The following is a 26,014-nucleotide window of genomic DNA, read 5'->3' on the forward strand; positions in this document are numbered from 1 at the left end:
CCCGGGCCGGTCAGCCGCTCAGCACGCCGAACACCTCCAGCCACTGCCCCGGGTCCACGTGTCCCACGGGAGCGCCCGGCGCGATCCCGGCCCGTTTCAGGGCCCGGTCCACCCGTCGGGCGGGATGGGCACGGCGCAGCGAAGCGCCCAGCGATCCGCCCGCGCCGCCGAACCCCAGCTCCACCGTGCGCCGGTAGTCGTTCATTCGTTCGGGGGCCACCAGGGGCGTACGGCGCCTGCGCAGCACCAGCAGTCCCGCGTCCACCCGGGGCACCGGACGGAACCGCCGCCTGTCGATCCGCCCGGCCAGCGCCCACGACCACTCCGGCCAGGTCAGCACCGTCAACCGGCTCCACCTCCCGAATCCGCCGGTGCGCTTGCGCGCGTACTCCAACTGGGTGACGAGCGTGGCCGAGGCCAGGCCGTGCGCGGCCAGGCACCACCGCACGATGTCGGCCGTGCGCGCGTAGGGGATGTTGCCCACCACGTGGAACTCCCCGCGCGGTGGGCGCACGCGGGTGAAGTCCGCCCGCACCACCCGCACCCCCGTCGCGGGGTCGCGGTAGCGCTCGGAGAGCCGCTCGGCCAGACGGGGATCGACCTCGTAGGCGAGCACCCGGCGGACGGCCGGGGCGAGGAAGCGGGTGATGGCGCCGTCTCCCGGCCCCACCTCCACCACCAGGTCCTCGGGCCCCGCCCCGGACGTACGCACCACGCGGTGGGCCCAGGCGGGATCGGCCAGGAAGTTCTGGGAGAGGCGGCGCCGGTCGTCACCGGCGCCCGTGCGAGGAGAACGTACGGTACGTGCCACAGCGATGTCCGTTCCAGCCACCGGGAGGCGGCCGACGAGGACGGGCGGCACGAACGCGCGCCACGCGGCGCGCGGGACAGGGAGAGGTCCGGGCGGCCCGTCCGAGGGAGGAAGAGGACGTGACTGGGCCTGGGCCGGCGGATCACACGAGAGCGGTCACCACGACCACCGCACCACCGCCGTCGCCGCCGACACCGCGGAGCGGTACGGCGGCGCGGCGGAGGGGGAACGCGGCGACCGGGCCGACTACCGGTCCAGGCGAGCGGACCGGGGCCGGGCGGCATGGGTGTGGGCGCTCACCGGCCAGGCGCACGCCCGGCCGGTGACAGCGCAGAAGCAGCACATGACGGCCAACCTAGAAGCCCGCCGGAGCCCCGGCAACGGGTTTTCCCGTCGGCCGGGCGGCTCGAAAACGGTTCGCACGCACGCCCTCGACCACGGCATACTCGCCCCCATGCCTGACTTCGCGGACTTCGACACCCGCCACTACCGCACCGTCGACGTGGCCACCGGCTACGACGGCTGGTCGAGCACCTACGAGGACTCCGTCCTGGACGCCATGGACCTGGCCCTGCTCGACGGCCTCACCGCACCCGACTGGTCGGCCGTCACCCGCGCCGCCGACCTGGGCTGCGGCACCGGCCGCACCGGCGCCTGGCTGCGCGGCCGTGGGGTCGCGCGCGTCGACGGCGTCGACCTCAGCTCCGGGATGCTGGCGCTGGCCCACGAGCGCGGCGCCCACGACAGCCTCACCCGGGGCGACGTGCGCGACACCGGACTGTCCGGCGCCTCCTACGACCTGGCCATCGCCTCGCTCATCGACGAGCACCTGCCCGACCTGGCGCCCCTCTACGCCGAGGCGCGCCGACTCGTCAGGCCGGGCGGCACCTGCGTACTGGTCGCCTACCATCCGCAGTTCTCGATGGTCTCGGGGATGCCCACCCACTACACCGACGCCTCCGGCGAGGACGTCGCCATCGCCACCCACGTCCACCTCATCAGCGACCACGTGCGCGCCGCCACGGCCGCCGGATGGACCCTCGCCGAGCTGTCCGAGGCCACCGTGGACGACACCTGGGTGGCGGCCAAGCCCAAGTGGGAGAGGTTTCGCGGCCATCCCATCTCGGTCGCCTTCGTCTGGACCGCGCCGGCCTGACGCGCGCCGGCCTGGGACGCCGCGGAAGCGACGTGCGCGGCCTCTCCGCCCGGGGACGGTTCCTTAGGACAGCAGCGCCGCCAGCCACACCCCGCGGTTGCGCTCCACGTACCGCGCCGCCGGCCCCCAGTGGTCGGCGTGCCCCTCCGCGTACAGCCGGGCCCACGGCCGGCGGCCCGTCCGCGCACCCTCCACCAGCAGGTCGTACATGCCGCGTACCCGCTGCAGGACCGCGCCGGGCAGCTCCCGGCGCTGGGCGTCGTCGCACCCGTAGCCGTCGGCGAGGGCGCGCAGCCGCCACGCGTCGTGCACGGGACCGCCGCCCTCGTGCAGCGGCACGAAGCCGTGCGCCGCGTATCCCAGGTCGCCCATGCGCGTGCCCGGACCGGCGCAGTCCCAGTCGATGAACGTCCAGGCGTCGCCGTCCCGCACCAGGTTCCACGGCGCCAGGTCGTTGTGGCAGACCAGCTCCTCGCGCCCGTGCGGGATGGGCACCTCCCACACCGGCTCCTCAGGGGGCCGGTAGGCGGCGGTCAGGTCGTGCAGCCGCCTGATCACCCCGCCCAGCCGGTGCAGCTCCTCCTCCGCCATGGGCGCCATCCGGTCGGCCATCGTCCCGGGGGCGTACCCGAGCACCTGGCGGCCCTGCCCGTCCCTGCCGAACGGGGGAGGCGAGGCCTCGTAACCGCACCGGCGCAGGTACTCCAGCAGGGCCGTCACCGAGGGGGAGGAGCGCCGCCACGGCTTGCGCACGGTCCGTCCCACCCGTACCACCCGGCCGGCGACGTTGCCGCCCTCGAGAACCTCTTCGTCGGTTTCGGTCATGACTCCTCATGGTCCACCGGGCGCGCGGGGGCGTCCACCGCTTTTTCACCGGCCGCCGTCGGCCTCACGCTCGGCGGCCGCCAGACGGGCGTCGTCCATCCGGGCCAGTCCGGCGAGCAGCCCCAGGCACAGCAGCCCCATGGTCGCGTACACCCAGGTCAGGCCGAGAAGCTCGGCGATGAGCCCGCCCGCCGCGGCGCCCAGCGGCATGGTGCCCCAGGCCAGCAGCCGGTACCCGCTGTTGACCCGGCCGAGCAGGCGGTCGGGGGTGATCCGCTGGCGCAGCGACACCGTGATGACGTTCCACCCGGCGATGCCCAGCCCGCCCAGGAAGAAGCCGACCGCGACCGGATACGGATCGGCGGTCACCGCCGGGACGCCGACGAGCACGCTGAAGGTGAGTACGCAGGCCCGCAGCGTCCAGATCCGGCCCAACAGCCCCTCGACCCGCTCGGCGGCCAGGGCACCGACCACGCTGCCCGTGGCGACGGCGGTCAGCAGCAGGCCGTAGGCGGGCTCGGACAGGCCCATGGGCGAGCCCGGGCCGACCGCGAAGAGCACCAGGACGGTGAAGGCCGCGTTGGTGCCGAAGTTGCTCACTCCCACCATGACCGCGAACGACCGCAGGATCCGGTGGCGCCACAGGAAGCGCAGCCCCTCGGCGATGTCGGCGCGCATGGTGGTGGGTGATGACCGCTCGATTCGGAACCGGCCGCGCACCAGCAGCAGCGCACCCACCGCGACCAGCCACAGCGCCGCCGGGGCCGTGAACGCCACCGCCGCGCCCAGCGCCATGAGCAGGCCTCCCAGGGGAGGGCCGAGGAACTGGTGGGCGGTCAGTTCGGCGGTGTGCAGACGCCCGTTGGCGCGTGGGAGCCGGTCACGGCCCACCACCTGCGGCAGGATCGACTGGGCCGAGGTGTCGTAGAGGGTCTCGGTGACGCCGACGCACAGCGCCACCGCGTAGAGCAGCCAGATCGACCCCAGGTCCAGTGCCAGCGCCAGTGCCAGGGCGCCGAGCAGCAGTCCCCGGGCGAGGTTGGCGCCGAGCATCGCCCGGCGGCGGTCGAGCCGGTCGCTCAGGGCCCCGGCCGGAAGGGAGAAGAACAGCCACGGGACGGTCAGCGCGAACGTCACCCCGGCGATGAGGACGGGGGAGTCGGTGAGGCGCAGCGCCATCAGGGGCAGCACCACCTTCAGGACGCCGTCGGCGAGGTTGGACAGCGACGAGGAGGTCCACAGGCTCCAGAAGGCCGCGCCCAACGGCGCGGTCCGGGGCGTGGGGACGGGGTCGACGCGGGGGGTGTCGTCGGTCATGTGGTCGAGAGTGACAGATCGATCGACAATTCTCAATCGATTTTGGAACCGCGATCGTTGTTACGCTCTGGCCATGGGTGAACCGAAGCAGAGCGGGGCCGCCCCCCGTGCCCGCACACGACGTCCGGCCACGGTCCGGGAGGCCAAGGCCCTCGCCCACCCGGCGCGGGTGCGCATCCTGCGGCTCTGCCTGTCCCGGGAGCTGACCAACAAGGAGCTCGCCGACCGGCTGGACACCACGCCGGGCACGGTCCTGTACCACGTGCGCCAGCTCGTGGACGCCGGCCTGCTCGCGCCCGCCCCCGTGCGCACCGGCGCCAGCGGCGCCCTGGAGAAGCCCTACCGCTCCACCGGCGAGACCTGGTGGCTGGACGGGCCCCTCGCGGACACCGACACCGGCTCGGCCGCCCCCGTGGAGGCCTTCCAACAGGAGCTGAGCGAGGCCGGGCCGGAGTCGGTGCGCACCTTCGCGCGCTTCGTCCTGCACCTGTCCGACGAGGACGTACAGGAGCTGTACCGGCGCGTCCTCGCCGTCCTGGACGAGTACGTGGCCACCGACGACCAGCGTTCGGACCAGCCCCGCTACGCCGGGATGTTCCTCCTGCACCGTCCCGCCGACTGACGCCCCGCCAGGGGCGCCGGAGGCCGCGGCCGACCCTATGCCCCCCGTTCGCGGGGGTGGTACAGGTCGAAGGCCGGGCGGTCGCTGCGGATGCGCGGCAGCGAGACGAAGTTGTGCCGGGGCGGCGGGCAGGAGGTCGCCCACTCCAGGGAGTTGCCGTAGCCCCAGGGGTCGTCGCGTTCCACCGGGTCCGCGTGCTGGGCGGAGTACCACACGTTCCAGAGGAACAGCAGGGTCGAGGCCCCCAGGACGAACGAGCCGATGCTGGACAGCATGTTCATCCAGGTGAACCCGTCGGTGGGCAGGTAGTCGGCGTAGCGGCGCGGCATCCCCTGCGCCCCCAGGTGGTGCTGGATGCCGAAGGTCGCGTGGAAGCTGAAGAACAGGGTCCAGAAGTGCCACTTGCCGAGGGTCTCGCTGAGGAAGCGCCCGGTGAACTTGGGCCACCAGTAGTAGAAGCCCGAGAACATCGCGAACACCACCGTGCCGAACAGCACGTAGTGGAAGTGCCCGACGACGAAGTAGGAGTCGGTGACGTGGAAGTCCAGCGGCGGTGAGGCCAGGAGGACCCCGGTGAGTCCGCCGAAGAGGAAGGTCACCAGGAACCCGATCGCGAACAGCATCGGCGTCTCGAAGGTGATCTGGCCCCGCCACATCGTGCCGATCCAGTTGAAGAACTTGATGCCGGTGGGCACCGCGATGAGGAAGCTCAGGAAGGAGAAGAACGGCAGCAGCACCGCGCCGGTGGCGAACATGTGGTGGGCCCACACCGTCATGGACAGGCCGGTGATGGCGATCGTCGCCGCCACCATGCCCTTGTAGCCGAACAGCGCCTTGCGTGAGAAGACCGGGATCACCTCGGTGATGATGCCGAAGAACGGCAGCGCCACGATGTAGACCTCGGGGTGGCCGAAGAACCAGAACAGGTGCTGCCACAGGATCGCCCCGCCGTGCTCGGCGTCGTAGACGTGCGTGCCCACCATCCGGTCGGCGCCCAGGGCGATCAGGGCGGCGGTGAGCACCGGGAAGGCCAGCAGCACCAGCACCGAGGTGAGCAGGATGTTCCAGGTGAAGATCGGCATCCGGAACATGGTCATGCCCGGAGCGCGCATCATGGTGATCGTGGTGATGAAGTTGACCGAGGCCAGGATCGTGCCCAGGCCCGACACGATCAGCCCCATCACCCACAGGTTGCCGCCCAGTCCGGGTGAGTACACGTCGCTCGACAACGGGATGTAGGCGAACCAGCCGAAGCTGGCCGCGCCGTTGTTGGTCAGGAACCCGCCCATCACCACCAGGCCGCCGAACAGGAACAGCCAGTAGCCGAGCATGTTCAGTCGGGGGAAGGCCACGTCCGGCGCGCCGATCTGCAGCGGCACGACCACGTTGCCGAAGCCGACGAACAGCGGTGTCGCGAACAGCAGCATCATCACGGTGCCGTGCATGGTGAACAGGGCGTTGTAGTCCTCGGTGTTGACGATCTGCATCCCCGGCCAGAGCAGCTCGGCGCGGATGAGCATCGCCATGATCCCGCCGGAGAGGAAGAAGCCGAAGGAGGTGATGATGTAGAGGTAGCCGACGATCTTGTGGTCGGTCGAGGAGAGCCAGCGGGTGACGACCCCGCCCCTGGCCTCCGCGTGTTCGGCCGCGGGGTCGTCCGCGGCGATCTCGGACACGGCTTCCTCTCGCGTCCGGGTCATCGGATCTCCGTTCGTCTGCGCGTGGGCGGTGTGGGCGTGGCGGGCCGGCCCCGGCGGCCAGACCGTGGGGCGGGGGTCACCGGGAGGCGAGGAGGAACAGGAGGGCGATGACGATCATGCCCGTCCAGACCAGCAGCAGCGCGACGTTGGGCGGAGAGCCCGCACAGGGGTGCGGGCCGCCGACCCGCGCCGCGTAGCACTCCAGCCGCCGGGCGGAGTCCGGGTCCTCCGCGGCGAGGTGCGCCTCGATCGCGCGCAGGTGTACGTCGTCATCGTCGTCGTGGGGAATGGACATGGTGCCTTTCCGGTCTCTGGGCACTGGCGGATCCTCGCGTGGACACCCTAAGTGAAGATTCGCTGCTCTCAGTGTCCACCGCTCCGTGTTCCCGGCACGTCCGTCGACGGACGGACGCCCGGACGGAAGGGGGCCGTGGGGTCGGCCGGGGGTGCGGGGGGACGGCGCTGCCGGGCGGGCCGGAGGGGCGTCGGCCCGGGAGGGCGCCGCGAGCGGGCGGCCCGGGCCGTCGGTGGTGGCCGGGCCGCCCCGGTCCTCAGCGCCTGCTGATCCGCCTCCCGCTCAGCCTGCCCGGGGTGATCTTCAGGACCTGGTCGCGCTCGCCCTCGGCCCAGGGGCGGGGAAGACGGCCCTGGGGGACGCGGGCCAGCTCGCCGGCGTCGCGGATCCACTGGCAGGGCCCGCTGGCGAGCACGCTCCACCCCTCGCGGCTCTCCTCGTCCAGGCTGTCGACCTGGAAGGCGGCGTATCCGCGCGCGTGGCGCATGATGGCCCCCGCCAGGGTGGAGCGGAACACGATGCCCCCGTCGACCAGGGCGTAGTTCACCGGCAGGACCGTGGGGGCGGCGTCCCCCTCGATCGTGAAGGCCACGCGCCCGATGTCGCGCGTGTTCAGCAGGTTGAAGCAGGTCTGCCGTTCCAGGACGGTGAAGCTGGCCCCCTCGTCGCCCTCGACGAGGTCGGCCCCCTCCAGGAGCTCCTGCTCGTCGGCGAGGCGGTCGGTCCCCGCGTACTCGTCGGGCGCTCCCCGCTGCTGCGGTGGCGGCGGTGCGACCGGACCCGTGGCGGGGTCCTCCCGCCTCCTGCCCGCCGCACCGCCACCGCTCGTTCTTCTGGCCATGACAAGCCCCCCGAGAAGAGTGCCCTCGCTTTCCTCCTCCGCCGTCGTTCCTGGTGGCGGGCCCGAGGGCGCGGCCCGCCCGCCCGTGCCGTCGGGCGGCGGAGGTCTCCGCTCCTCGACTACCCGATGGGGCGTGCGCCTCAAACGGAGCACGGGGACACGGAGGAGCGCGGGGACACGGACCTTCCGTACTCTTCCGGGCACGGCTTCGTATTCTCTCGGGCACAGCACGTATGTCGCCCTCCGAACAGGGCAGGGGAACCTCTCCCGCGCGACCGCGCAAGCGTCAGGCCGTGCGGGCGGGGACACAAGGGCCGCGCACGCCGAAATCGGCGGGTAAGGGGTCGGTTCCCGCTAAGGTTGGATGTTTGGCGACTATGTGTAGTGGCCACATTACTGAAGGCGAATCCTCGGCGCTTGTCAGGAGGCACCCTTGCCCGCTCGACGTACCGCCACCGGACTCCGGAGACCACAGATCCTCGACGTCACCCTGCGCGACGGCGGCTACCTCAACGCCTGGCGGTTCAGCGACGCCACCGTGCGCGAGCACGCCAAGGTCCTGGGCGAGGTGGGCGTGCCCTACGTGGAGGTCGGCTACATCAGCGACGACCCCGCGCTCGAGGCCACGCTCCAGTGCGCGCCCGACCTGCTGCGGCAGATCGGCGAGGACACGGGACAGGCCCGCGTGGTCGCCATGCTCGGCGTGAACGGCAGGGGCCCCCAGGAGGTCACCGACCTGCTGCGGCCGCGTGCGGAGGTGCTCGACGTGGTGCGGCTGACCTGCTTCGTGGAGCGGGTGGACCACGTGCTCGCCGCCGCGGAGGCGGTGTGCGCCAGTGGGGTGACCTGCTCGCTCAACCTCATCAGCATCACGGCCTACGAACCCGAGGAACTGGTCGCGGCGGTCGAGCGGGTCGACCGCTCGGGTGTGGCCGAATGGCTCTACCTGGCCGACTCGCGCGGTGCGCTGCTGCCCGAGGCGGCCACCGAACTGTTCGCCGGGGTGCGGGCGGCCTGGTCCGGCACGGCGGGCTTCCACGCCCACGACAACCTAGGCCACGCGGTCGCCAACTCCCGGATCGCGCTGGAGGCGGGCTTCGACCTCGTCGACGGCTCCCTCAACGGTTACGGACTCGGCGGCGGCAACACCGACCTGGCCGAGGCCCTGGCCCTGGTCGGCGAGGTGGACCGCCCCCGGCTGGCCTCCCTGGCCGAGCGCCTGGCGGCGGAGATGCCCCCGCCGCCCCCCTTCCAGCACCTGTATCCGCTGACCGGCCGGCGCAACCTGGAACAGGAGTGGGCCCCCGACGTGTGGGAGGCCCACGGCGAGGGCTCCGAGGAGTTCCTGCGGAGCCTGTCCTGGAAGCGCTACAAGGACGTCGGTGAGATCCTGCGGAGGGCCTGACCGCCCGGTCGGCGTGACCGGCCGCGGAACCGGCACCCGTCCGCACCCGCCCCGCCACCCTGGAGGAACGGTTTGACCCGGCCCAAGCGCTGCCTCGTGCTCAACGACCGACAGCCCATTCCCACGGACGTCCTGGACCCCCTGTCCGACAGCGTGGAGGCGCACTGGGTGCAGGACTCCAGCGGGAGGCTGGATCCGGCCGAGGAGTTCCGGCGCCGCCCGGACACGCAGGTCCTGGTCACCACCTACATGGACCTGGGCGCGGAGAACCTGCGCCTGCTGCCCGAGCTGGAGCTGGTCGTCGCCACCACCACGGCCGTGGAGTACGTGGACCTGGACCACTGCCGCGAGCGCGGCGTCGCCGTGTGCAACGTCGCCGGGTACACCGGCGCCGCGGTGGCCGAGCACGCCGTCGCCCTGATGATGGCGGTCGCCAAGAACGTCGTGTCGATCAACGAGCGCGTCCGCGGCGGCGACATGCTGTGCGCGGGCCAGGAGAGCATGGAGCTCTCCGGCAAGGTCGCAGGGATCGTCGGCATGGGGCACATCGGCTCGGGGGTGGCGAGCATGGTGCGCGGCCTGGGCATGGAGGTGCTGCACGTCAACCGCGGTCCGCGCCGGGTGGAGGGCTCGACCCCGGTGGAGATGACCAAGCTCCTGTCGGTGTCCGACGCCGTCTTCCTCACCCTGCCGCTCAACGCCGACTCCCGGAACCTGCTGGGCGCACGGGAGCTGTCCCTGATGAAGCCCTCGGCGGTCCTGGCCAGCATCTCACCCGACGAGGTCCTCGACTCCGACGCCCTGACGGACGCCCTTCGGGAGGGACGCATCCGGGGCGCGGGCCTGGACCTGGTCGGCGAGCGCAACCCCTACCCCCGTCTGGACAACCTGGTGCTCAGCTCCCGTTTCGCCGCCAGGACCCGCGAGTGCCAGGAGCGCCGCAGGCGGGAGTGGGCGGCCGTCGTCGAGGCCTTCACGGCGGGCCGGGAGCTCCCCCACCGGATCGTGTGACTCCGGGGCCGGGAGCCATGCGGACATGTCACGTTCCCGGGTGCCTCCCCCGTCATGTGCCGTGACGGTTCACGACATGATGGGGAGCTCCCGATGACACACGACATCGTCGTCCTCGGCGCGGGGTACGCGGGACTGGCCGCGGCCCGGCGCGCCGCCGACAACGTCCGCCGTGACCGGCTCGACGCCCGTGTCACGCTCGTCAACGCCACCGCCGACTTCGTCGAGCGCGTCCGCCTGCACCAGGTCGCCGCCGGACAGGACGTGGGCGTGCACCCGCTGGCCGACTCCCTCGACGGCCGCGTCGGCCTCGTCGTCGGCCGGGTGGAGGACCTGGACACCGGTGCCGGGGCCGTCACCGTGCGCGTGGGCGGCACGCCCCGCCGCGTCTCCTACGACACCCTCGTCCTCGGCCTGGGCAGCACCGCCGGATCCGGCGGTGTACCGGGAGCCGACGAGTACGCCGCGACCGCGGCCGGACTCGACCAGGCCCGCGCGCTCGCCCGGCGCGTCGCCGACGAGCGCCCCCAACACGTGGCCGTGGTCGGGGGCGGCCTCACCGGCCTGGAGGTGGCCGCCGAGCTCGCCGAGAGCCACCCCGGCCTGCGTGTCCGACTCCTCACCCGCGGCCGGGTCGCCCCCGGCACCGGCCTCCGGGGCAGGGCGCACGTGCGCCGCGCGCTGGACCGCCTGGGCGTGGCACTGAGCGAGGACACCTCCGTGGCCGCCGTGGACGCGGACGGGCTCAGGCTGGAGGACGGCGACCGCGTCCCCGCCGACCTCGTGGTGTGGAACGTCGGGTTCGCCGTTCCGTCCCTGGCCGCCGACGCCGGACTCACCGTGGACGGCGACGGCCGCGTCCTGGTGGACGCCACCCAGCGCTCGGTCTCCCACCCCGACGTGTACGCGGTCGGCGACGCCGCCCACGCGACCGGGGTGCGCGGCCGGGAGCTGCGGATGTCGTGCGCCATGGGCCTGCCCATGGGATGGAGCGCGGCGGACGCGGTCACCGCGCGCCTGGCCGGGCGGGAGCCCGGCACCGCCCCGTTGGGCTACCTGTTCCAGTGTGCCAGCCTGGGGCGCCGCGACGGACTCGTCCAGTTCGTTCGCGCCGACGACAGCCCCCGCCGGTTCGTCCTGACCGGGCGGATCGCCGCCTGGTACAAGGAGTACATCGTGGCCTCCGCCTACGGAGGGCTGCGCGGCGGAGGGGGACAGGCGGACCTCAACCTGTTCCTGACGCGTGGCGCGGCCCGCCGCTTCGGCCGCCGGAGCGGCCGGGACCGCCGCGCGCTCGCCGCCTGAGGGCCCCGGCGCGGGCCGGTGCGTCGGCCCGCGCCCTCCAGGGCGTGTACGGCGGATACCCACTCCGCTGCGCGACGCCCCAGCGGCACCCACCACACACGTCCTAGCCCTCCGCGAGGCTCCCGGGGCGCACCACGCGCGTGCAGTTGTCCCGGAAGCGCTTGACCAGCTCCCCGTTGGGGCGGTCGCTGCGCTCCACCCACTCGCGGGCGGCCTCGTCGGTGGCCCCGCCCGACAACTGGCGCTGGTACAGCCTGCGCTCACGCAGCTCGTCGTCGGCCTCCACGTACCACAGCTGCGCGAGCAGCCCGCGCAACCGTGCCCAGGGCTCCTCGCCGGCGGCCAGGTAGTTGCCCTCGGTCACCACCAGGCGCGTGTGCGGGGCGATCACGTGCCGCGCGGCGACGGGCTCGTGCAGCCGCCGGTCGTAGTCGGGCACGTAGACGGGGTGGTCGGTCTCGTCCAGCAGGCGGCGCACCAGCGCCACGTAACCGTGCGCGTCGAAGGTGTCCGGGGCGCCCTTGCGGTCGCGCCGCCCCAGCCGGTCGAGCTGGGCGTTGGACAGGTGGAAGCCGTCCATGGGCAGGTACCCGGCCGTACCCGGGCCCAGCTCCCGGTCGACCCCCTCCACAAGGTGGCGGGCGAGTGTGGACTTTCCGGCTCCGGGGGCTCCGGCCAGGCCCAGCACCGCGCGGTGGGCCCCGCCGGTGGCGGCCTTCCGGGCCAGTTCGACGGCGTCGCAGACAAGCGGTTCGGACATGGGAACGAGCGTACGCGCACGGCCGGGGCCGGTCCCGGCGACTCCCGGGGCTCCCCGGGCGCCTCGGCCCGCCGGTACCGCTCGGGCACCCACGGCGGCGGTGCGCGCGTGCGCCGCGCACCGCCGCCCGCGCGTCCTAGATGAGTTATTCCAAGGGGTGCGTGGTCTGGGCATGAGGCGAGGGAGCCCATGGTCATGTTGTGACGCAAGACCTGAACTCCCTCGCCCGTGCACTCTACGACACCACCCAACGACTCCTGAAGCACCGCCCGGACCTGGCCCCCTGGCGCCCCGCCATCGGCTTCCGGCCCCGCCTGTCCGACGCCGACCTGGTCACGCTGGCCCTGATGCAGGCCCTGCTCGGCCACACCAGCGAGGCCCGGTGGCTGCGCTACGCCCGCACCCACCTGTCCGAGCAGTTCCCCTACCTGCCCCAGCAGAGCGGCTACAACAAGCGCCTGCGCAAGGCCGCCGGGCTGATCCAGACCCTCATCCGCCACCTGGCCACCGACACCCGCGCCTGGACCGACGACGTGTGGGTGGTCGACTCCACCCCCGTGGAATGCGCCCGCTCCCGGGAGGCCGTCAAACGCTCGGACCTGGCCGGATGGGCCGCCTACGGGTACTGCGCCTCCCACTCCCGGTTCTTCTGGGGGCTGCGCCTGCACCTGGTGTGCACCCCGGGCGGGCTGCCCATCGCCTTCGCCCTGACCAGCGCCAAGGCCGACGAGCGCACCACCCTGGTGGACATGCTCGCAGCCGACCCCCACCTGGCCGCCCAACGCCCGGGGCAGACGCTGATCGCGGACAAGAACTACTACGGGCGCGACTTCGAACGCGCCCTGGCCGAAGCGGGCCTGCACCTGTTGCGTCCGGCCCGCAAGGGCGAGCCCTCGCGGGCCGGTGCGCACCTGCTGCGGCCGTTGCGCCAGGTCATCGAGTCCATCAACCAGACCTTCAAGGGCCAGTTGGACCTGGAGCGCCATGGCGGGCGCACCCCGGGCGGGGTGATCGTCCGGGTGCTCCAGCGGATCCTGGCGCTGACCGCCGCGATCTGGCACAACGACCGCACCGGCCAACCGGTCCTACGCTCGTTGACCGCCTACGACCACTAACCCCTTGGAATAACTCATCTAGGGCATGTATGGCGGATACTCACCCTGCTGCGCGACGCCCCAGCGGCACCCTCGCCGCGTTCTCATCAGTCAACAGCCAAACCAGGATGACTCCTTCTTCGGCCTTGCGAGGCCACCACCGGATACGCCCGCCCGTCTCCCTCCCACCGCCCTCAACGGTCGCGCTTCGCGCGCAGCGCTCTCCAAACGACGGGCGGCATCCACCACACACGCCCTAGGGGGCGTGGCCCACGTAGGCCAGGGCCTGGCGCAGCAGCGTGTCCTCGCCTCCCGTCATCTCCTCGCGCATCTGGGAGCTCACCGCCTCCTCCGGAGTGAGCCACACGAGGTCCAGGGCGTCCTGGCGCGGCTGGCAGTCACCCGAGACCGGGACGACGTAGGCCATCGCGACCGCGTGCTGGCGCGTGTCGTGGAATGCGGTGATCCCCGGTGTGGGGAAGTACTCGGCGACCGTGAACGGCTGCGGAGAGGCGGGGACGCGCGGCAGGGCCACCGGGCCCAGGTCCTTCTCCAGGTGCCGCAGCAGGGCGTCGCGCACCCGCTCGTGGTAGAGCACCCGCCCCGAGACCACCGACCGGTGGAAGCTGCCTTCGGGGTCGGCGCGCATGAGCAGGCCGACGTGGGTGACCTGTCCCACCTCGTCCACCCGTACGGGTACGGCCTGGACGTAGAGGATGGGTATGCGGCCGCGGATGTTCTCCAGTTCCTCGGGGGAGAACCAGCCTGGCTGGGTGTCGGCGGTTTCGGTCATCGGGTACGCGGCGGGGCGTCCCGGCCCTCGGCCGGGGTGGGCCGCCGCTCCCTCCCTTCTCTAGCTGTCCTGGAGGTCGGCCCGCGGGCCGGACCCGCGGGGCGCGGACACGGAGTGCCGCCTGTGCCGCTTCCTACCGCACACGTGCTCGTTCCTACCGCACGCGTGCCCGTAAAGCACGGTGAGGGGACGGCTCCGGGAGTGTCCGAGAGCAGAGAGTGAGGGACCGGGGGCGCGGGTCCGGCCGCGGGGCGACCCGTCATCCGCAGGAGGGGTGACACGGGACTGTCCCCAGGGCCACATCGGCGAGATTTCGCCGGTTTTTCTCACGGAAAGCCTCCCATGGCCTCTCTGGAGAGGTTACGATCTCGTACGCGGTTGCGTAGTGGAAAGGTTACGTTCGGTGAGAGGTGGCCCGAGTGGCGAAGGATGCCCGGTTCTCTACCCAGGAGCGTTTCCCCTGTACGGGTGTGACGGTGGTACCCGTTCACGGCGAGGTCGACCTCGCCACCGCTGACCGCATGCGCGACCGGCTGCTCCAGGCCGCGCACGCCTCGCGGTGCGACTGCCTGGTGGTGGACATGTCCGGGCTCGACTTCTTCGACGCCAGTGGGGTCCGAGCCCTCGTGTCGGTCTACAGGAGCCTCACCAAGGAGGGGCGGCACGTGGTCCTCGCCGAGCCCGCGCCCATCGCGGCGCGCGTGCTCGAAGCGCTCGGCATGGAGCGCGTGTTCGAGACCTACCCCATCCTGGAGATGGCGCTCACGCACACCAGCGGCCTGCGGGTCGACGGAGACCCCATCCGCAACACGGTCCCCGAACGCCCCTAGCGGCCCCGGGCCCGCCCGGGGCGAGCGCCGGGGCCGCCACGGCGCGAACGGGCCCGTGCTCAGCCGTGGGACGGCTCGTCGCCTCCGTGCCCGTCCCCGCGCACGAGGAAGGGCTCCAGCAGCTCCGGGACCGCCTCGCCGGCCCAGGCCAGGCCCTGGCCCAGGCCCACGTCGTTGGCCGCGTACATCCCCTGTCCCGCGGCCGTCGTGGCCGCCACGTCCGCCAGGCCGAGCCTGCGCTGGAACGGTGAGTGGGTGATCCGCCAGCCGATCACCGCCGACCGCTCCAGCGTCACGGTGTCGCGTACCGCCATCCCCTGGCGCACGACGAGGTAGCGCGGGTGCAGCCCGTGGCCCAGGCCCCGGTAGGAGCCCACCGCGTACCAGAACGCCACCGCCGAGATCAGCACCGCCAGCACCGCCCACCCCCAGCTCGGGGCGGCCTCCACCGTGCTCGTGGCCAGCGGCACGGGGATGAACTCCCGCTCCGCCTCGTGCACCACCTTCCACCAGGCCGCGCTGATCATCGTCTGCAGCCAGGCCAGCGCACCGGCGAGCACCGCGCCCAGCACGGTGACGACGGTGGCCCGGGTGAAGCGGCGGCGCAGCGCCGCCCGGGGGTGCGCGGCCAGCGGGACGTCCAGGGGCGAGTCGGGCGTGCGCATCAGGTCGGCGGCCAGCTCGCGTGCCCGCTGGCGCGGCATGGCCGGGGACAGGCGGCTCTTGGCGTTGGTCTTCTTGTCGTCCGCGGCGGCCAGGCCGGTCGCCACCGCGCGCACGTCCGCCCCGCCCGTGCGGCGCAGCACGAACGGCTCGTGCAGGGTGACGCCGTTGAGGCGGCGCCCCTCCACCGACAGCGAAACGCTGGTCAGCAGCCCCCTGCGCAGCCGTACGGTGCCGTCGGCCTCCCGGGTGAGGCGGTAGTCCCACCACGTCTCCACCGCCACGGCGGTCAGGACGATCACACCGGAGACCAGCAACCCCAACAGTGTCAGGGGCACCACGAGCAGGAACCGCGCCACCACGAACGAGGACATCTCCGCGATGCTGGGCAGACCGGTCTGCTCGGAGATCCAGTCCCACCCCGTGCCGCCGGTCTGGGCGTTGAGGCCCAGCAGACCGGTGATGGCGCCCAGGCCCACGCCCAGGGTGGCGGTGGTCGCCGGCGCGTAGGCGAACCAGCGGCGGTCGAGCCTGGCCAGTTCGGTCTCCTCATCCCCGCCCGCGCCGGGTTCCCCGTCGGCGGCGTCCCCCGGAGCCCCCGAGGGCCCGGCGGCCGTGGGCGTGCCCCGGTACAGCAGGTCGCGGCGCAGCCACTCGCCCTGCTCGGCGGTGACGTAGAGCAGTTGGAGCTGGTCGGAACCGGGCCCCACCTTCTCGCCGGTGCCGACGGTGACCGAGCACAGGCCGAAGATCCGCGCGTAGAGGGGCGCCGCCACGTCCACACTGCGCACGCGCTCGCGCGGGATGGACCGGTAGGCCTTGGCGACGATGCCCGAGCGCATCTCCATGCGTTCGGCGGTGACGCGGTAGCGGGTCGCGCGCAGGCGCAGCATGTCGAGGTAGGTCATGAACGCCAGGAACGCCAGCGCGCCCGGGACCGGGGCCAGGGCCCACAGGGACTGTCCCGCGACGACGAGCACGACGGTGCCCACGATCGCGGAGGGAAGGAGGAAGACGCCCGCGACGACCGTGCTGGCCCACACGCTGAACGGGTGCAGCCGCTGCCAGTCCGCGGTGGAGGGGGAGGCGCCTCCTTCCGGGGAGGCGGTCTCCTCCTGCCCGCCTCGCGCGTCGGCGGGACCGGCCGGGGTGTTCTCCCCGGCCTCGGGGCGGTGTTCGTCCGGAGAACTCACGTCGCGTCTCCCGGGGTCGCCTGTGTGGTGTCGGTGAGCTGGTCGGCCACCTGCGTGGCCAGTGCGTGGTCGAGGCCGGCGATCTCGATCGGACCGGCCGCCGAGGCGGTGGTCACGGTCACGCTGGAGAGTCCGAACGCCCGCTGGAGCGGGCCGCGCGCGGTGTCCACGGTCTGGATACGCGACATCGGGGCCACACGCCACTCCTGCCAGAGCCATCCGCTGGAGGTGTAGACGGCGGTGTCGGTGACCTCCCAGCGGTGGACCCGGTAGCGCCACAGCGGCATGACCACGGTGATCAGCAGTCCGAACCCGCCGACCACGGCGGCGGCGAGCAGGAGCCAAAAGCGCGGGGGCTCCCAGATGACCGCGGGCACCACGGGGATCGCGGTGAGGACGGCGGCCACGGCCAGTGACCGGGTCGTCCACCACCACACGGCGCGTTTGTCCACGCGGTGTCGGGGCGGGCGCAGTCGGGGGGTGTCGGCGCTCATGGCGTCCACGTCTCCTTCTCGGTCGGGACCCGGTCGGGCCGCGTGTCTATTAAAAGTGATATCACAATGCTATTGTCCAGTCATCACCACTGAGAGAACGGAAACAACGAGATGACCGAGACCGGCCAGCCCCCGGCCCAGACTCCCCAGTACCGAGAACATCCCGCGACCAGCGTCGACGGCATGCTGATGGCCGTGGTCAGCGTCCTGTTGTTCCTCGTCGGCGTCGGCGTCGCCCTGTCCCCCCTCATCGGACTGTCCGTACTCCTCGTGCCCGTCGGCGTGGTCCTCGCCGCGGTCGGGTTCCTGCTCTTCATCGGCCTGGAGATGGTCGCGCCCAACGAGGCCAAGGTCGTCCAGCTCTTCGGCCGCTACATGGGCAGCGTGCGCACCGACGGACTGCGCTGGGTCAACCCCTTCACCGTGCGCAGGGGCGTCTCCACCCGTATCCGCAACCACGAGACCTCGGTCATGAAGGTCAACGACGCCTCCGGCAGCCCCGTCGAGATCGCCGCCGTCATCGTCTGGCAGGTCGAGGACACCGCCCGCGCCTCCTTCGAGGTGGACGACTTCGTCGAGTTCGTCTCCATACAGACCGAGGCCGCCGTGCGCCACATCGCGGGCAACTACCCCTACGACTCCTACGACGCCGACACCAGCCGGTCCCTGCGCGGCAGCGCCGACCTGATCACCGAGCAGCTGTCCAAGGAGGTCGGCGAGAGGGTCGAGGCCGCCGGGGTGCGGATCGTGGAGTCGCGCTTCACCCACCTGGCCTACGCCTCGGAGGTCGCCCAGGCCATGCTCCAGAGGCAGCAGGCCAGCGCGCTGATCGCCGCACGCCGGGAGATCGTCGAGGGAGCCGTCGGGATGGTCGACCGCGCGCTCGCCCGCCTGTCGGAGGAGGACGTGGTGGAACTGGACGAGGAGCGCAAGGCCGCGATGGTCAGCAACCTGCTGGTGGTTCTGTGCTCCGACCGCCCCGCCAGCCCCGTCGTCAACGCAGGGACCCTGTACCAGTAACCCGCGTGAGGTTGCCGTGCCCGAGCGCAAGAAGGTGCTGCTGCGGCTCGACCCCGCCGTCCACGACGCGCTCGCGCGGTGGGCGGGGCAGGAGTTGCGCAGCACCAACGCACAGATCGAGTTCCTCCTGCGCCGCGCGCTGGACGAGGCGGGACGGATGCCGAAGGAGGCCAAGGCCATCCCCCGCCGGGGCCGGCCGCGCAGACCCGGGCCGGACGAGGAGCCGGGCCGGGGGCCTGGTCAGGAATCGGACCAGGGAGGCGACACCTCACCGGAGTGAGGGAGCGGGCCGCGGAGCCCGGCTCCGAGGGGAGATCCGGCTCCGCGGCCCGCTGAGGACGCGTGCGGCTACCCCAGGGCGGCCGCCGCGGCCCGGCCGGCGGTGCGGCCGGAGAACAGGCACCCGCCCAGGAAGGTGCCCTCCAGCGCCCGGTAGCCGTGCACCCCGCCGCCGCCGAACCCGGCGACCTCGCCCGCGGCGTACACCCCCGGGAGCGGGGTGCCGTCCTCGCGCAGCACCCGCGCGTCCAGGTCGGTGTGCAGGCCGCCCAGGCTCTTGCGGGTGAGGACGCGCAGGCGCACCGCGATCAGCGGACCCGCCTTGGGGTCCAGGATCTGGTGCGGACCCGCCACCCGCACCAGGCGGTCACCCCGGTAGTTGCGCGCACCGTGGATGGCCGTCACCTGCAGGTCCTTGGTGAAGGTGTTGACCATCTCCCGGTCGCGGGCCACCACCTCGCGGGTGACGGTGTCGGCGTCCAGCACCCCGTCGCCCGCGATCTCGCGCATCTTCCCGATCAGCTCGGGCAGCCTGTCGGCGACCGCGAAGTCCACGCCGTTGCGCTTGAAGGCCTCCACCGGACCCGGCGCGCCGGGGAGCACCCGCTTGAGGACCAGGCCGATGTCCTTGCCGGTCAGGTCGGGGTTTTGCTCCGAGCCCGACAGCGCGAACTCCTTCTCGATGATCTTCTGCGAGAGCACGAACCACGTGTACTCGTGGCCGCTCCTCATGATGTGCTCCAGCGTGCCCAGGGTGTCGAACCCGGGGAAACAGGGCGCGGGAAGCCGCTTGCCGGTCGCGTCCAGCCACAGCGACGACGGACCCGGCAGGATGCGGATGCCGTGCCGGGCCCAGATCGGGTCCCAGTTCTGGATGCCCTCGGTGTAGTGCCACATGCGGTCGGGGTTGATGACCTGCCCGCCCGCCTCCTCGGTGATGGCGAGCATGCGCCCGTCCACGTGCTCGGGCACGCCCGAGAGCATGTGCTCGGGCGGGGTGCCCAGACGCTCGGGCCAGTTGCGGCGCACCAAGTCGTGGTTGGCGCCGATCCCGCCGGAGGTGACGATGACCGCCTGCGCGGACACTTCGAAGTCGCCGACCGCCTCACGGCTGCTGGCACGCCCGCGCTCGGTGTCGCTGGGCGCCAGGACGGAGCCGCGCACGCCGGTGACCGTCCCGTTGGTGACCACCAGTCCGTCCACCCGGTGGCGGAAGCGCATCGAGACCAGCCCGCGCTCGGCCGCCGCGCGCACCCGCCGCTCGAAGGGCGCGACCACACCGGGGCCGGTGCCCCAGGTGATGTGGAAGCGGGGCACGGAGTTGCCGTGCCCGTCGGCCAGGTGGCCGCCGCGCTCGGCCCAGCCCACGACGGGGAAGAGCCGCAGGCCCTGCTGACGCAGCCAGGAGCGCTTCTCACCGGCGGCGAAGTCCACGTAGGCCTCGGCCCACCGGCGGGGCCACGCGTCCTCGGGACGGTCGAACCCGGCGGTGCCCATCCAGTCCTGCAGGGCCAGCTCGGCCGAGTCCTTGACGCCCATGCGGCGCTGCTCGGGGGAGTCCACGAAGAACAGTCCGCCGAAGGACCAGAACGCCTGGCCGCCCAGGGACTGCTCGGGTTCCTGGTCGAGCACGACCACCCGTCTGCCCGCGTCGGCCAGCTCGGCGGCCGCGGCCAGGCCCGCCAGTCCGGCGCCGACGACGATCGCGTCGGCGTGGTCGTCTCCGCTACCCATACGGTTCTTCCCCTCAGGTCGGCCGTGCCCCGGGCACGGTGTGCGCGATGGTGACGACTGTGCCCCCGCCCGACCGGCTCGGCAAGGGGGACGTGTGTCGCGCGACACATCACTTGTCACCAGGTGACAAATAATCGGGATTCGGACAGAATCGTCCGGCCCGCGCCAACCGGGGCCCGCCCGGCCCCGTTCGCGCTGGTGACACCGTGTTGACCGAAGAGGATTCCCCCGTGTACTTCCATCCCCCGACCTTCGACCCCGGGCCGGCCGCCACCCTGATCGGGCTCGGCCTGCTCCTGGCCTACGTGGTCCTGCCGCCCCTCATGCTCGTCTTCCACAGACGGCTCCGGAAGGAGGTGGCGGCGGGACGGCGAGAGGGGATCGTGCGCTCCTACCGGGCCGCCCTGTGGCTGTCGCTCGCCGAGATCCTCGTGGTGGCGCTGTTCGTCGGCAGTGCGGCCTCGGTGGGCGCCGCCGACATCGGCCTGTCCCCGCCCGCGGTCCAGTGGGCCGACGGCGTCTTCGGCAACGGCGCGATCCTGTTCCCGTGGCTGCTGCTCGCCGTCTTCGCCGCCATCAACGTGTCCAACGGCCGCAAGGCCGCCGACCCGGTTCACAGAGCCGCACTGGCCCGGAGCCTCGGCCCGGCGCAGGCCGCGCTCATGCCCGCGGACGGGCGGGAGAACCGGTGGGGCGCACTGGGGCTCGCCGTCTCGATGACGACCCAGGTCCTCGTGTTCTACGTGGTGTTCTATCCGCTGTTCATGGTGTTCTTCGGTGATCCGCTGCCGGTCGTGGTGGCCCTCGCCCTTCTGGAGACCTGGGCCTGGCTCGGTCGCGGCTTCGGAACGATGCTCATCATGGGGTACTTCTCGGCCATGGTGCTGGCCACCTATGCCTGGGCCGTGCCCGGTTGCCTGCTCGTCCCACTCGTCTTCTGGGGGGTGTTCGCCGGGGCCAACGCGATGGCCGGGAGGGGATGGTACGGCCACACCGAGGAGTCGTACACGCCGCCACTGGAGGTCACCGTGCTCGACGCGGACGGCGACCCCGTCCAGCGTCCGGGCCGCTGACCGCCTCCGGCCCCGTTCGCGCTGGTGACACCGTGTTGACCGAAGAGGATTCCCCCGTGTACTTCCATCCCCCGACCTTCGACCCCGGGCCGGCCGCCACCCTGATCGGGTTCGGCGTCCTGCTGTTCCTGGTGGCCCAGCCCCTGCTGATGCGGCCCCTGGTCCGACGCCTGGGCGAACCGGCCGAGCCCGGCCGCCCCTCGGCCCTGATGCGCATCAACCTGTTGGGGGTCTGGCTGTCCCCCGTCGAGATCCTCGCGGCCGTGGCCTTCGTGGGCTCCGCCCGGGTCGTCACCTCGGCCGACATCGGCCTCATCGTGCCCCGGGTACAGGAGGACGAACCCGACGTGCTCTTCTCGTCGGCGGGCGACCTCATGGCGTGGGGCGGAACCATCGCGGCCTCGGTATGGCTCGCGCTGTTCGCGGTGGTCCTGCTGGTGGAGAGGAGTCGGTGCGGTGCCGCATCGCCCCGGTCGACCACGGCACAGGCCGGTCCTTCCCTCCCGACCGACACAGAGTTGTGCTGGACGCTCTGGTCCTTCGCCCTGAGCAGCCTGTCCAACACGGCCGCGCTCTTCGTGGTCGTCTATCCGCTGGTCACCGTATTCGTCGGACCGCCGGCCGCGGTCGTCGCCATCGCCCTGCTGCTCGGATGGCAGCAGTGGGGTGGCGGCCCCCTGCGGATGCTGAGGAGAGCCCTGTACGGGCTGCTGATGGCGCTGTCCCACGCCCTGCTGTTCTCCGGCTCGCTGTTCGTGCCACTGGCCGTCTGGGGTCTGATCGTCTATCTCCGCAGCCGCTCCGTGCGCGTGCTGCGTCAGCGGCTCCTCCAACTGCCCCAGACGGAGTCGGAACCGCCGCCGCTGCAGGTCACCATGCTCGACGCGGACGGCAACCCCATCCAGCGCCCGGGCCGCTGACCGCGGCTGGACCGTCCTCGTGGACGGGCTCCGGCGGTGCCGCGCGCGGCACCGCCGGAGCCCTCCGCGTTCAGCGGCCGAAGCGCACCAGGGACCGGCCGCCCTTGCCCCGGGCCATGCGCTCGAAGGCCTCCGGAACCCCCTCCAGCGAGATCTCGTCGGTGACCATCGCCGACAGCTTCAGCTCTCCCGAGCGCACCTGCTCGGCGATGAGAGGGATGTCGCGGGTCGGGTCGCTGGAGCCGTAGACGCACCCGCGCAGCGTGCGGGCCTGGTGGAACAGCTCCAGAGCGTTGAACGACACCTCGTCGTCCGCCCTGCCCACGCCCACCACCGTGATCGTGCCCCCGCGCCGGGACGCGCTCCAGGCCGAACGCACCACCTTGGCCGAACCGACCACCTCGAAGGCGTGGTCGGCGCCCCGGCCGCCCGTCAGCCTGCGCACGGCCTTGGTCAGGGAGTCGTCGGCGACCAGGAAGTCGGTGGCGCCCAGCGACCGGGCCAGCTCCTCCTTGTCGGGGGAGACGTCCACGGCGATCACCGGGTCGGCCCCGGCCAGGCGCGCGGACTGGAGCACAGACAGGCCGACCCCGCCCAGGCCCAGGACCACGGCGGACTGGCCCTCGTGCACCCCCGCCGAGTTGTTGACGGCTCCCCAGCCGGTGAGCATCGCGCAGCCCAGGACCGCGGCCACCGACGGGTCGATCCCGTCGGGCAGCGGTATGACGGCGTGGGCGGGTACCACGGTGGCCTCGGCGAACGCGCCGCAGCCCAGCCCCGGGTAGACGGGGGTGCCGTCGGAGAGCTCGGCGTAGGGCTGCGCCGTGCGGTCCAGCGCGTGCTCGCACAGGTGGGGCTCGCCCTGGAGGCAGAACCAGCACTCGCGGCAGGGCGGCGCCCAGTTCAGGATCACCTGCTGGCCGGGCACCAGGCCGGTGACGTCCTCGCCCACGGCGTCCACGGTTCCGGCGCCCTCGTGGCCGAGCACGGCGGGCCACTTCTGGGCCAGGGTGCCGTTGGACAGGGACAGGTCGGAGTGGCACACGCCCGCGGCGGCCAGGCGCACCCGCACCTGGCCGGGGCCGGGGTCGGGCAGGACCAGGTCCCGGATCTGCGGAGGGGCGCCCTGCTCGGAGAAGACGGCGGCCTTGACGGTCGTACTCATGGGAGGAACTCCAATCGGGGACTTGCCGTGACAGTAGCAATACCGACCGGTCGGTCAAGAGCCGGGGCGCGCGGATCCGCGTCGTGCCGGACGGCCTCAGACGTTCCACCTTTTTCGGGCTTTTGCAGTTATGGACCGATGTTTTGCCTGGTAACGGTGATGATGGGGGCGAAGGAGGGATCATGGTCAATCCGGTTTGGGTGGGAACACTGATGTTCGGCAGGGTCCCGATCGGTGTGCGCCTCTACAGCGCGCGCGAACGCAGGGGACCCGTGCTGCACCAGTTCGAACGCGGTACCGCCGACCGCATCCGCTACGTCCGCGTCAACGAGCGCACCGGCGAGGAGGTCGCGAGCGAGGACGTCGTGCGCGGGGCCAGGACGGGACCCGAGGACGAGTACGTGGTCCTGGAGCCCGAGGAGCTGGAGGAACTCCTCCCGCACGGCTCGCGCACCATGGGGCTGACCGGCTTCCTGTCACAGGGCGCCGTGGACGCGCTGTGGTACGCCTCCACCTACTACGTCGCCCCCAGGGCGGCGGCCGACGCCAAGCCCTACCAGCTGCTGTACACGGCCCTGGAGCAGACCCGCCGCGCGGGCGTGGCCACCGTCGTCCTGCGCGACCGCGAGTACCCCGTCCTGATCGAGCCGAACCGGGGCGTGCTGTCGGCCTCCACCCTGTGGTGGCCGGACGAGGTCCGCGAACCCGACGACGTGATGCCGCCCGTGGCCCACGCCGCGCTGACCAAGAGCGAACTGGAACTGGCCCGGGAGCTGGTCAGCGCGCTCTCGATCGAGTGGGACCCGCGGGACTACGAGGACAGCTACGGCCAGCGCCTGACCGAGCTGGTGCGGGCCAAGGCCAAGGGCAGCACGTTCACCCACCGCCCCGAGCAGGCCGCGCCCCCGGAGGAGGCGGCCGGGCTCGACGAGGCCCTGCGCCAGAGCCTGCCGCAGCAGCGCGGCAAGGACACGCGGTCGCGCGGCTCGCGGGTGCGCACGCGCGCGCGTGGCACCAGGGTCGAGAGGAGGCCCGAGGGCAGGGTCACCAAGCGCGAACTCCTCCAGCGGGCCTCGGAGCTGGACGTGCCGGGGCGGTCGAAGATGAGCCGGGACGAGCTGGAGGAGGCCGTCGGACTGACCGGTACCGACGGCCTCCGCTCCTGAGGCCCCTCGACGCCGCTCCGCCGCGATCGGGGGGGCACAACGGGGGTTGACGGATCCCCCCGCTGACCCGATAGTGCTTGGGAGCGCTCCCATAACCGCCGCCGACCCTTGCCCCAACGCCCCCCCGCCCCCCCGTCGGAAAAGGCCCGGAACGTGACCAACGAACGCACGAACACCCTCACCAGGGCGATCGGCACCCTCGGCGCCCTCGTCCTGCCCATGCTGGCGGCACTCCTGATCACCGCGCCCCCGGCATCGGCCGCCACCCTGGACGAGGTCACCGACTTCGGCCCCAACCCCAGCGGCCTGCGCATGTACCTCTACGTGCCGGACAGCGTCACCGAGGACCCCCCGGTCCTGGTGGCCCAGCACTGGTGCACCGGAACCGGACCCGTCTTCTACGACAACACCGAGTACGCCTCCCTGGCCGACCAGTACGGCTTCATCGTCATCTACCCCTCCGTCACCCGAAGCAGCCAGTGCTTCGACGTGTCCTCGCCCGAGGCGCTGAGCCGGGGCGGCGGCAGCGACCCGGTGGGCATCCGCTCGATGGTCGACCACGTCGTCCGCACCCACGACGCCGACACCGATCGCGTGTTCGTCACCGGCGTCTCCTCCGGCGCCATGATGACCAACGTCATGCTGGCCAACTACCCCGACGTGTTCGCCGCCGGTGCGGCGTTCAGCGGCGTGCCGTTCGGGTGCTTCGCCACCACCGACGGCTCCGGCTGGAACAACGCCTGCTCCAGCGGCACGGTCAGCCACACCCCGCAGGAGTGGGGCGACCTGGTCCGCGCCTCCTACCCGGGCTACACCGGCCCCCGGCCGCGCATGCAGCTGTGGCACGGAACCGAGGACGCGACCCTGGACTACGCGAACTTCGGCGAGGAGATCGAGCAGTGGACCAACGTCCACGGCCTCGGCCAGACCCCGGTCAGCACCGACCACCCCCGGCCGGGCTGGACCCGCACCCGCTACGGCGCCACCGGTGACCAGGCCCCCGTGGAGGCCGTCAGCCTGCAGGGCACCGGCCACAACCTGTTCGAGAGCGGCATGGCGGCCCGCGCGATCACCTTCTTCGGCCTCGACGAGGACTCCGGCTCCGGCCCGGGCCCCGACCCCGACCCCGAGCCGGGTACCGGCGACTGCCGCGTCACCGCCACCACCAACGCCTGGAACACCGGCCTGACCACGTCCCTCACCATCACCAACACCGGTACCGCCCCCGTCGACGGCTGGTCCCTGGACTTCACCCTCCCCGAAGGCCAGGCCATCACCTCCGGCTGGAACGCCGACTACAGTCCCGACAGCGGCACGGTCACCGCCGGCAACGTCTCCTACAACGCCACCATCGCCCCCGACGCCAGTGTGAGCATCGGCTACCAGGCCACGCACACCGGCGACGCGGGCCGGCCGACCGGCTTCGCCCTCAACGGTTCGGCCTGCTCCGCGGGCTGACCCCGACACGGTGCGGCTCCTCCCGGCGGGAGCCGCGCCGTCCCCGTTCCGGGAAACCCCGCGGGGCGCCCTGTTGACCGGCCC

At 72.4% G+C, this 26,014-nt stretch carries 25 protein-coding genes; 13 read left to right on the plus strand and 12 right to left on the minus strand.

The window, feature by feature from the left end:
- Positions 1-10: 10 nt before the first annotated feature.
- On the minus strand, positions 11-811 hold the full coding sequence (gene erm, locus NOSIN_RS08060) for an ErmE/ErmH/ErmO/ErmR family 23S rRNA (adenine(2058)-N(6))-methyltransferase (RefSeq protein WP_077690132.1): 801 nt from the start codon (positions 809-811) through the stop codon (positions 11-13).
- A 454-nt stretch (positions 812-1,265) separates the two neighbouring features.
- Here erm and NOSIN_RS08065 point away from each other — a divergent pair, with 454 nt between their 5' ends.
- Positions 1,266-1,967 carry a class I SAM-dependent DNA methyltransferase gene (locus NOSIN_RS08065; protein WP_077690133.1) on the plus strand — a complete coding sequence of 234 codons (702 nt, stop codon included), beginning with the start codon at positions 1,266-1,268 and terminating at the stop codon, positions 1,965-1,967.
- A gap of 63 nt (positions 1,968-2,030) precedes the next feature.
- Here NOSIN_RS08065 and NOSIN_RS08070 read toward each other — a convergent pair whose 3' ends face one another.
- Together NOSIN_RS08070 and NOSIN_RS08075 are read right to left on the minus strand one after the other, a co-directional pair.
- Positions 2,031-2,792, minus strand: a complete 762-nt coding sequence (locus tag NOSIN_RS08070) for a phosphotransferase (RefSeq protein ID WP_077690134.1) — start codon at positions 2,790-2,792, stop codon at positions 2,031-2,033.
- A gap of 45 nt (positions 2,793-2,837) precedes the next feature.
- Positions 2,838-4,109 carry an MFS transporter gene (locus NOSIN_RS08075; RefSeq protein WP_171986569.1) on the minus strand — a complete coding sequence of 424 codons (1,272 nt, stop codon included), beginning with the start codon at positions 4,107-4,109 and terminating at the stop codon, positions 2,838-2,840.
- 73 nt (positions 4,110-4,182) lie between these two features.
- Between NOSIN_RS08075 and NOSIN_RS08080 the strand changes: the two genes are divergently transcribed.
- On the plus strand, positions 4,183-4,731 hold the full coding sequence (locus NOSIN_RS08080) for an ArsR/SmtB family transcription factor (RefSeq protein ID WP_077690135.1): 549 nt from the start codon (positions 4,183-4,185) through the stop codon (positions 4,729-4,731).
- Positions 4,732-4,766: 35 nt separating this feature from the next.
- Here NOSIN_RS08080 and ctaD read toward each other — a convergent pair whose 3' ends face one another.
- From ctaD to NOSIN_RS08095, 3 genes are all read right to left on the minus strand, one after another.
- Positions 4,767-6,431: an aa3-type cytochrome oxidase subunit I gene (ctaD, locus tag NOSIN_RS08085; RefSeq protein ID WP_077690136.1), complete on the minus strand. Its 1,665-nt coding sequence runs from the start codon at positions 6,429-6,431 to the stop codon at positions 4,767-4,769.
- A gap of 76 nt (positions 6,432-6,507) precedes the next feature.
- Positions 6,508-6,726, minus strand: a complete 219-nt coding sequence (locus NOSIN_RS08090; protein WP_077690137.1) for a DUF3040 domain-containing protein — start codon at positions 6,724-6,726, stop codon at positions 6,508-6,510.
- Between the two features lie 256 nt (positions 6,727-6,982).
- Positions 6,983-7,567 (minus strand): pyridoxamine 5'-phosphate oxidase family protein, encoded by a 585-nt coding sequence (locus tag NOSIN_RS08095; RefSeq protein ID WP_077690138.1) that lies wholly within the window; start codon positions 7,565-7,567, stop codon positions 6,983-6,985.
- Positions 7,568-8,000: 433 nt separating this feature from the next.
- Here NOSIN_RS08095 and NOSIN_RS08100 point away from each other — a divergent pair, with 433 nt between their 5' ends.
- The 3 genes from NOSIN_RS08100 to NOSIN_RS08110 all read left to right on the plus strand — a co-directional run bounded on the left by NOSIN_RS08100 (position 8,001) and on the right by NOSIN_RS08110 (position 11,288).
- Positions 8,001-8,972 (plus strand): beta/alpha barrel domain-containing protein, encoded by a 972-nt coding sequence (locus NOSIN_RS08100; protein ID WP_077690139.1) that lies wholly within the window; start codon positions 8,001-8,003, stop codon positions 8,970-8,972.
- Between the two features lie 72 nt (positions 8,973-9,044).
- Positions 9,045-9,983 (plus strand): 2-hydroxyacid dehydrogenase, encoded by a 939-nt coding sequence (locus NOSIN_RS08105; RefSeq protein ID WP_218908811.1) that lies wholly within the window; start codon positions 9,045-9,047, stop codon positions 9,981-9,983.
- A 93-nt stretch (positions 9,984-10,076) separates the two neighbouring features.
- Positions 10,077-11,288 carry an NAD(P)/FAD-dependent oxidoreductase gene (locus NOSIN_RS08110; RefSeq protein WP_077690140.1) on the plus strand — a complete coding sequence of 404 codons (1,212 nt, stop codon included), beginning with the start codon at positions 10,077-10,079 and terminating at the stop codon, positions 11,286-11,288.
- Between the two features lie 103 nt (positions 11,289-11,391).
- On the opposite strand, the gene NOSIN_RS08115 is transcribed toward NOSIN_RS08110, so the two are convergent.
- Positions 11,392-12,048 (minus strand): nucleoside/nucleotide kinase family protein, encoded by a 657-nt coding sequence (locus tag NOSIN_RS08115; RefSeq protein WP_077690141.1) that lies wholly within the window; start codon positions 12,046-12,048, stop codon positions 11,392-11,394.
- A gap of 200 nt (positions 12,049-12,248) precedes the next feature.
- On the opposite strand from NOSIN_RS08115, the gene NOSIN_RS08120 reads away from it, so the two are divergent.
- On the plus strand, positions 12,249-13,163 hold the full coding sequence (locus tag NOSIN_RS08120) for an IS982 family transposase (RefSeq protein ID WP_077690142.1): 915 nt from the start codon (positions 12,249-12,251) through the stop codon (positions 13,161-13,163).
- Between the two features lie 235 nt (positions 13,164-13,398).
- Here the strand turns inward: NOSIN_RS08120 and NOSIN_RS08125 are convergent, their stop codons facing one another.
- Entirely contained in the window at positions 13,399-13,935 is a 537-nt protein-coding gene (locus NOSIN_RS08125; RefSeq protein WP_077690143.1) for an NUDIX hydrolase family protein, read from the minus strand.
- A gap of 470 nt (positions 13,936-14,405) precedes the next feature.
- Here NOSIN_RS08125 and NOSIN_RS08130 point away from each other — a divergent pair, with 470 nt between their 5' ends.
- Complete coding sequence (locus NOSIN_RS08130) at positions 14,406-14,765, plus strand: STAS domain-containing protein (protein ID WP_077690144.1); 360 nt, start codon at positions 14,406-14,408, stop codon at positions 14,763-14,765.
- 59 nt (positions 14,766-14,824) lie between these two features.
- Here NOSIN_RS08130 and NOSIN_RS08135 read toward each other — a convergent pair whose 3' ends face one another.
- The gene (locus NOSIN_RS08135) at positions 14,825-16,621 is read right to left on the minus strand and encodes a PH domain-containing protein (protein WP_077690145.1); all 1,797 of its coding nucleotides are present in this window, start codon (positions 16,619-16,621) and stop codon (positions 14,825-14,827) included.
- Entirely contained in the window at positions 16,618-17,115 is a 498-nt protein-coding gene (locus NOSIN_RS08140; protein WP_077693487.1) for a PH domain-containing protein, read from the minus strand. The genes NOSIN_RS08135 and NOSIN_RS08140 overlap by 4 nt, the downstream gene beginning before the upstream one ends.
- A 111-nt stretch (positions 17,116-17,226) precedes the next feature.
- On the opposite strand from NOSIN_RS08140, the gene NOSIN_RS08145 reads away from it, so the two are divergent.
- Positions 17,227-18,135 carry an SPFH domain-containing protein gene (locus tag NOSIN_RS08145; protein ID WP_077690146.1) on the plus strand — a complete coding sequence of 303 codons (909 nt, stop codon included), beginning with the start codon at positions 17,227-17,229 and terminating at the stop codon, positions 18,133-18,135.
- 16 nt (positions 18,136-18,151) lie between these two features.
- Entirely contained in the window at positions 18,152-18,415 is a 264-nt protein-coding gene (locus NOSIN_RS08150; RefSeq protein ID WP_077690147.1) for a hypothetical protein, read from the plus strand.
- Positions 18,416-18,483: 68 nt separating this feature from the next.
- On the opposite strand, the gene NOSIN_RS08155 is transcribed toward NOSIN_RS08150, so the two are convergent.
- Positions 18,484-20,148: an FAD-binding dehydrogenase gene (locus NOSIN_RS08155; protein WP_077690148.1), complete on the minus strand. Its 1,665-nt coding sequence runs from the start codon at positions 20,146-20,148 to the stop codon at positions 18,484-18,486.
- A 230-nt stretch (positions 20,149-20,378) separates the two neighbouring features.
- Between NOSIN_RS08155 and NOSIN_RS08160 the strand changes: the two genes are divergently transcribed.
- Together NOSIN_RS08160 and NOSIN_RS08165 are read left to right on the plus strand one after the other, a co-directional pair.
- Entirely contained in the window at positions 20,379-21,221 is an 843-nt protein-coding gene (locus tag NOSIN_RS08160) for a hypothetical protein (RefSeq protein ID WP_077690149.1), read from the plus strand.
- A 56-nt stretch (positions 21,222-21,277) separates the two neighbouring features.
- Positions 21,278-22,141, plus strand: a complete 864-nt coding sequence (locus NOSIN_RS08165; protein ID WP_077690150.1) for a hypothetical protein — start codon at positions 21,278-21,280, stop codon at positions 22,139-22,141.
- A gap of 70 nt (positions 22,142-22,211) precedes the next feature.
- Here NOSIN_RS08165 and NOSIN_RS08170 read toward each other — a convergent pair whose 3' ends face one another.
- Complete coding sequence (locus NOSIN_RS08170) at positions 22,212-23,306, minus strand: alcohol dehydrogenase catalytic domain-containing protein (RefSeq protein ID WP_077690151.1); 1,095 nt, start codon at positions 23,304-23,306, stop codon at positions 22,212-22,214.
- A 182-nt stretch (positions 23,307-23,488) separates the two neighbouring features.
- Here NOSIN_RS08170 and ku point away from each other — a divergent pair, with 182 nt between their 5' ends.
- Together ku and NOSIN_RS08180 are read left to right on the plus strand one after the other, a co-directional pair.
- The gene (gene ku, locus NOSIN_RS08175; protein ID WP_077690152.1) at positions 23,489-24,472 is read left to right on the plus strand and encodes a non-homologous end joining protein Ku; all 984 of its coding nucleotides are present in this window, start codon (positions 23,489-23,491) and stop codon (positions 24,470-24,472) included.
- Positions 24,473-24,625: 153 nt separating this feature from the next.
- Positions 24,626-25,930, plus strand: a complete 1,305-nt coding sequence (locus tag NOSIN_RS08180) for an extracellular catalytic domain type 1 short-chain-length polyhydroxyalkanoate depolymerase (protein WP_206057609.1) — start codon at positions 24,626-24,628, stop codon at positions 25,928-25,930.
- The last annotated feature ends 84 nt before the right edge of the window (positions 25,931-26,014 follow it).

This window comes from Nocardiopsis sinuspersici, assembly GCF_001998325.1.
Taxonomy (GTDB): domain Bacteria; phylum Actinomycetota; class Actinomycetes; order Streptosporangiales; family Streptosporangiaceae; genus Nocardiopsis; species Nocardiopsis sinuspersici.

Excerpts from the sequence above, each read along its gene's own strand:
- NOSIN_RS08090 (WP_077690137.1), bottom strand. The coding sequence starts at position 6,726 with ATGTCCATTCCCCACGACGACGATGACGACGTACACCTGCGCGCGATC.
- NOSIN_RS08125 (WP_077690143.1), bottom strand. The coding sequence starts at position 13,935 with ATGACCGAAACCGCCGACACCCAGCCAGGCTGGTTCTCCCCCGAGGAA.
- NOSIN_RS08075 (WP_171986569.1), bottom strand. The coding sequence starts at position 4,109 with ATGACCGACGACACCCCCCGCGTCGACCCCGTCCCCACGCCCCGGACC.
- NOSIN_RS08145 (WP_077690146.1), top strand. The coding sequence starts at position 17,227 with ATGACCGAGACCGGCCAGCCCCCGGCCCAGACTCCCCAGTACCGAGAA.
- NOSIN_RS08140 (WP_077693487.1), bottom strand. The coding sequence starts at position 17,115 with ATGAGCGCCGACACCCCCCGACTGCGCCCGCCCCGACACCGCGTGGAC.
- ku (WP_077690152.1), top strand. The coding sequence starts at position 23,489 with ATGGTCAATCCGGTTTGGGTGGGAACACTGATGTTCGGCAGGGTCCCG.
- NOSIN_RS08080 (WP_077690135.1), top strand. The coding sequence starts at position 4,183 with ATGGGTGAACCGAAGCAGAGCGGGGCCGCCCCCCGTGCCCGCACACGA.
- NOSIN_RS08115 (WP_077690141.1), bottom strand. The coding sequence starts at position 12,048 with ATGTCCGAACCGCTTGTCTGCGACGCCGTCGAACTGGCCCGGAAGGCC.
- NOSIN_RS08065 (WP_077690133.1), top strand. The coding sequence starts at position 1,266 with ATGCCTGACTTCGCGGACTTCGACACCCGCCACTACCGCACCGTCGAC.
- NOSIN_RS08070 (WP_077690134.1), bottom strand. The coding sequence starts at position 2,792 with ATGACCGAAACCGACGAAGAGGTTCTCGAGGGCGGCAACGTCGCCGGC.
- NOSIN_RS08095 (WP_077690138.1), bottom strand. The coding sequence starts at position 7,567 with ATGGCCAGAAGAACGAGCGGTGGCGGTGCGGCGGGCAGGAGGCGGGAG.
- NOSIN_RS08110 (WP_077690140.1), top strand. The coding sequence starts at position 10,077 with ATGACACACGACATCGTCGTCCTCGGCGCGGGGTACGCGGGACTGGCC.
- NOSIN_RS08170 (WP_077690151.1), bottom strand. The coding sequence starts at position 23,306 with ATGAGTACGACCGTCAAGGCCGCCGTCTTCTCCGAGCAGGGCGCCCCT.
- ctaD (WP_077690136.1), bottom strand. The coding sequence starts at position 6,431 with ATGACCCGGACGCGAGAGGAAGCCGTGTCCGAGATCGCCGCGGACGAC.
- NOSIN_RS08155 (WP_077690148.1), bottom strand. The coding sequence starts at position 20,148 with ATGGGTAGCGGAGACGACCACGCCGACGCGATCGTCGTCGGCGCCGGA.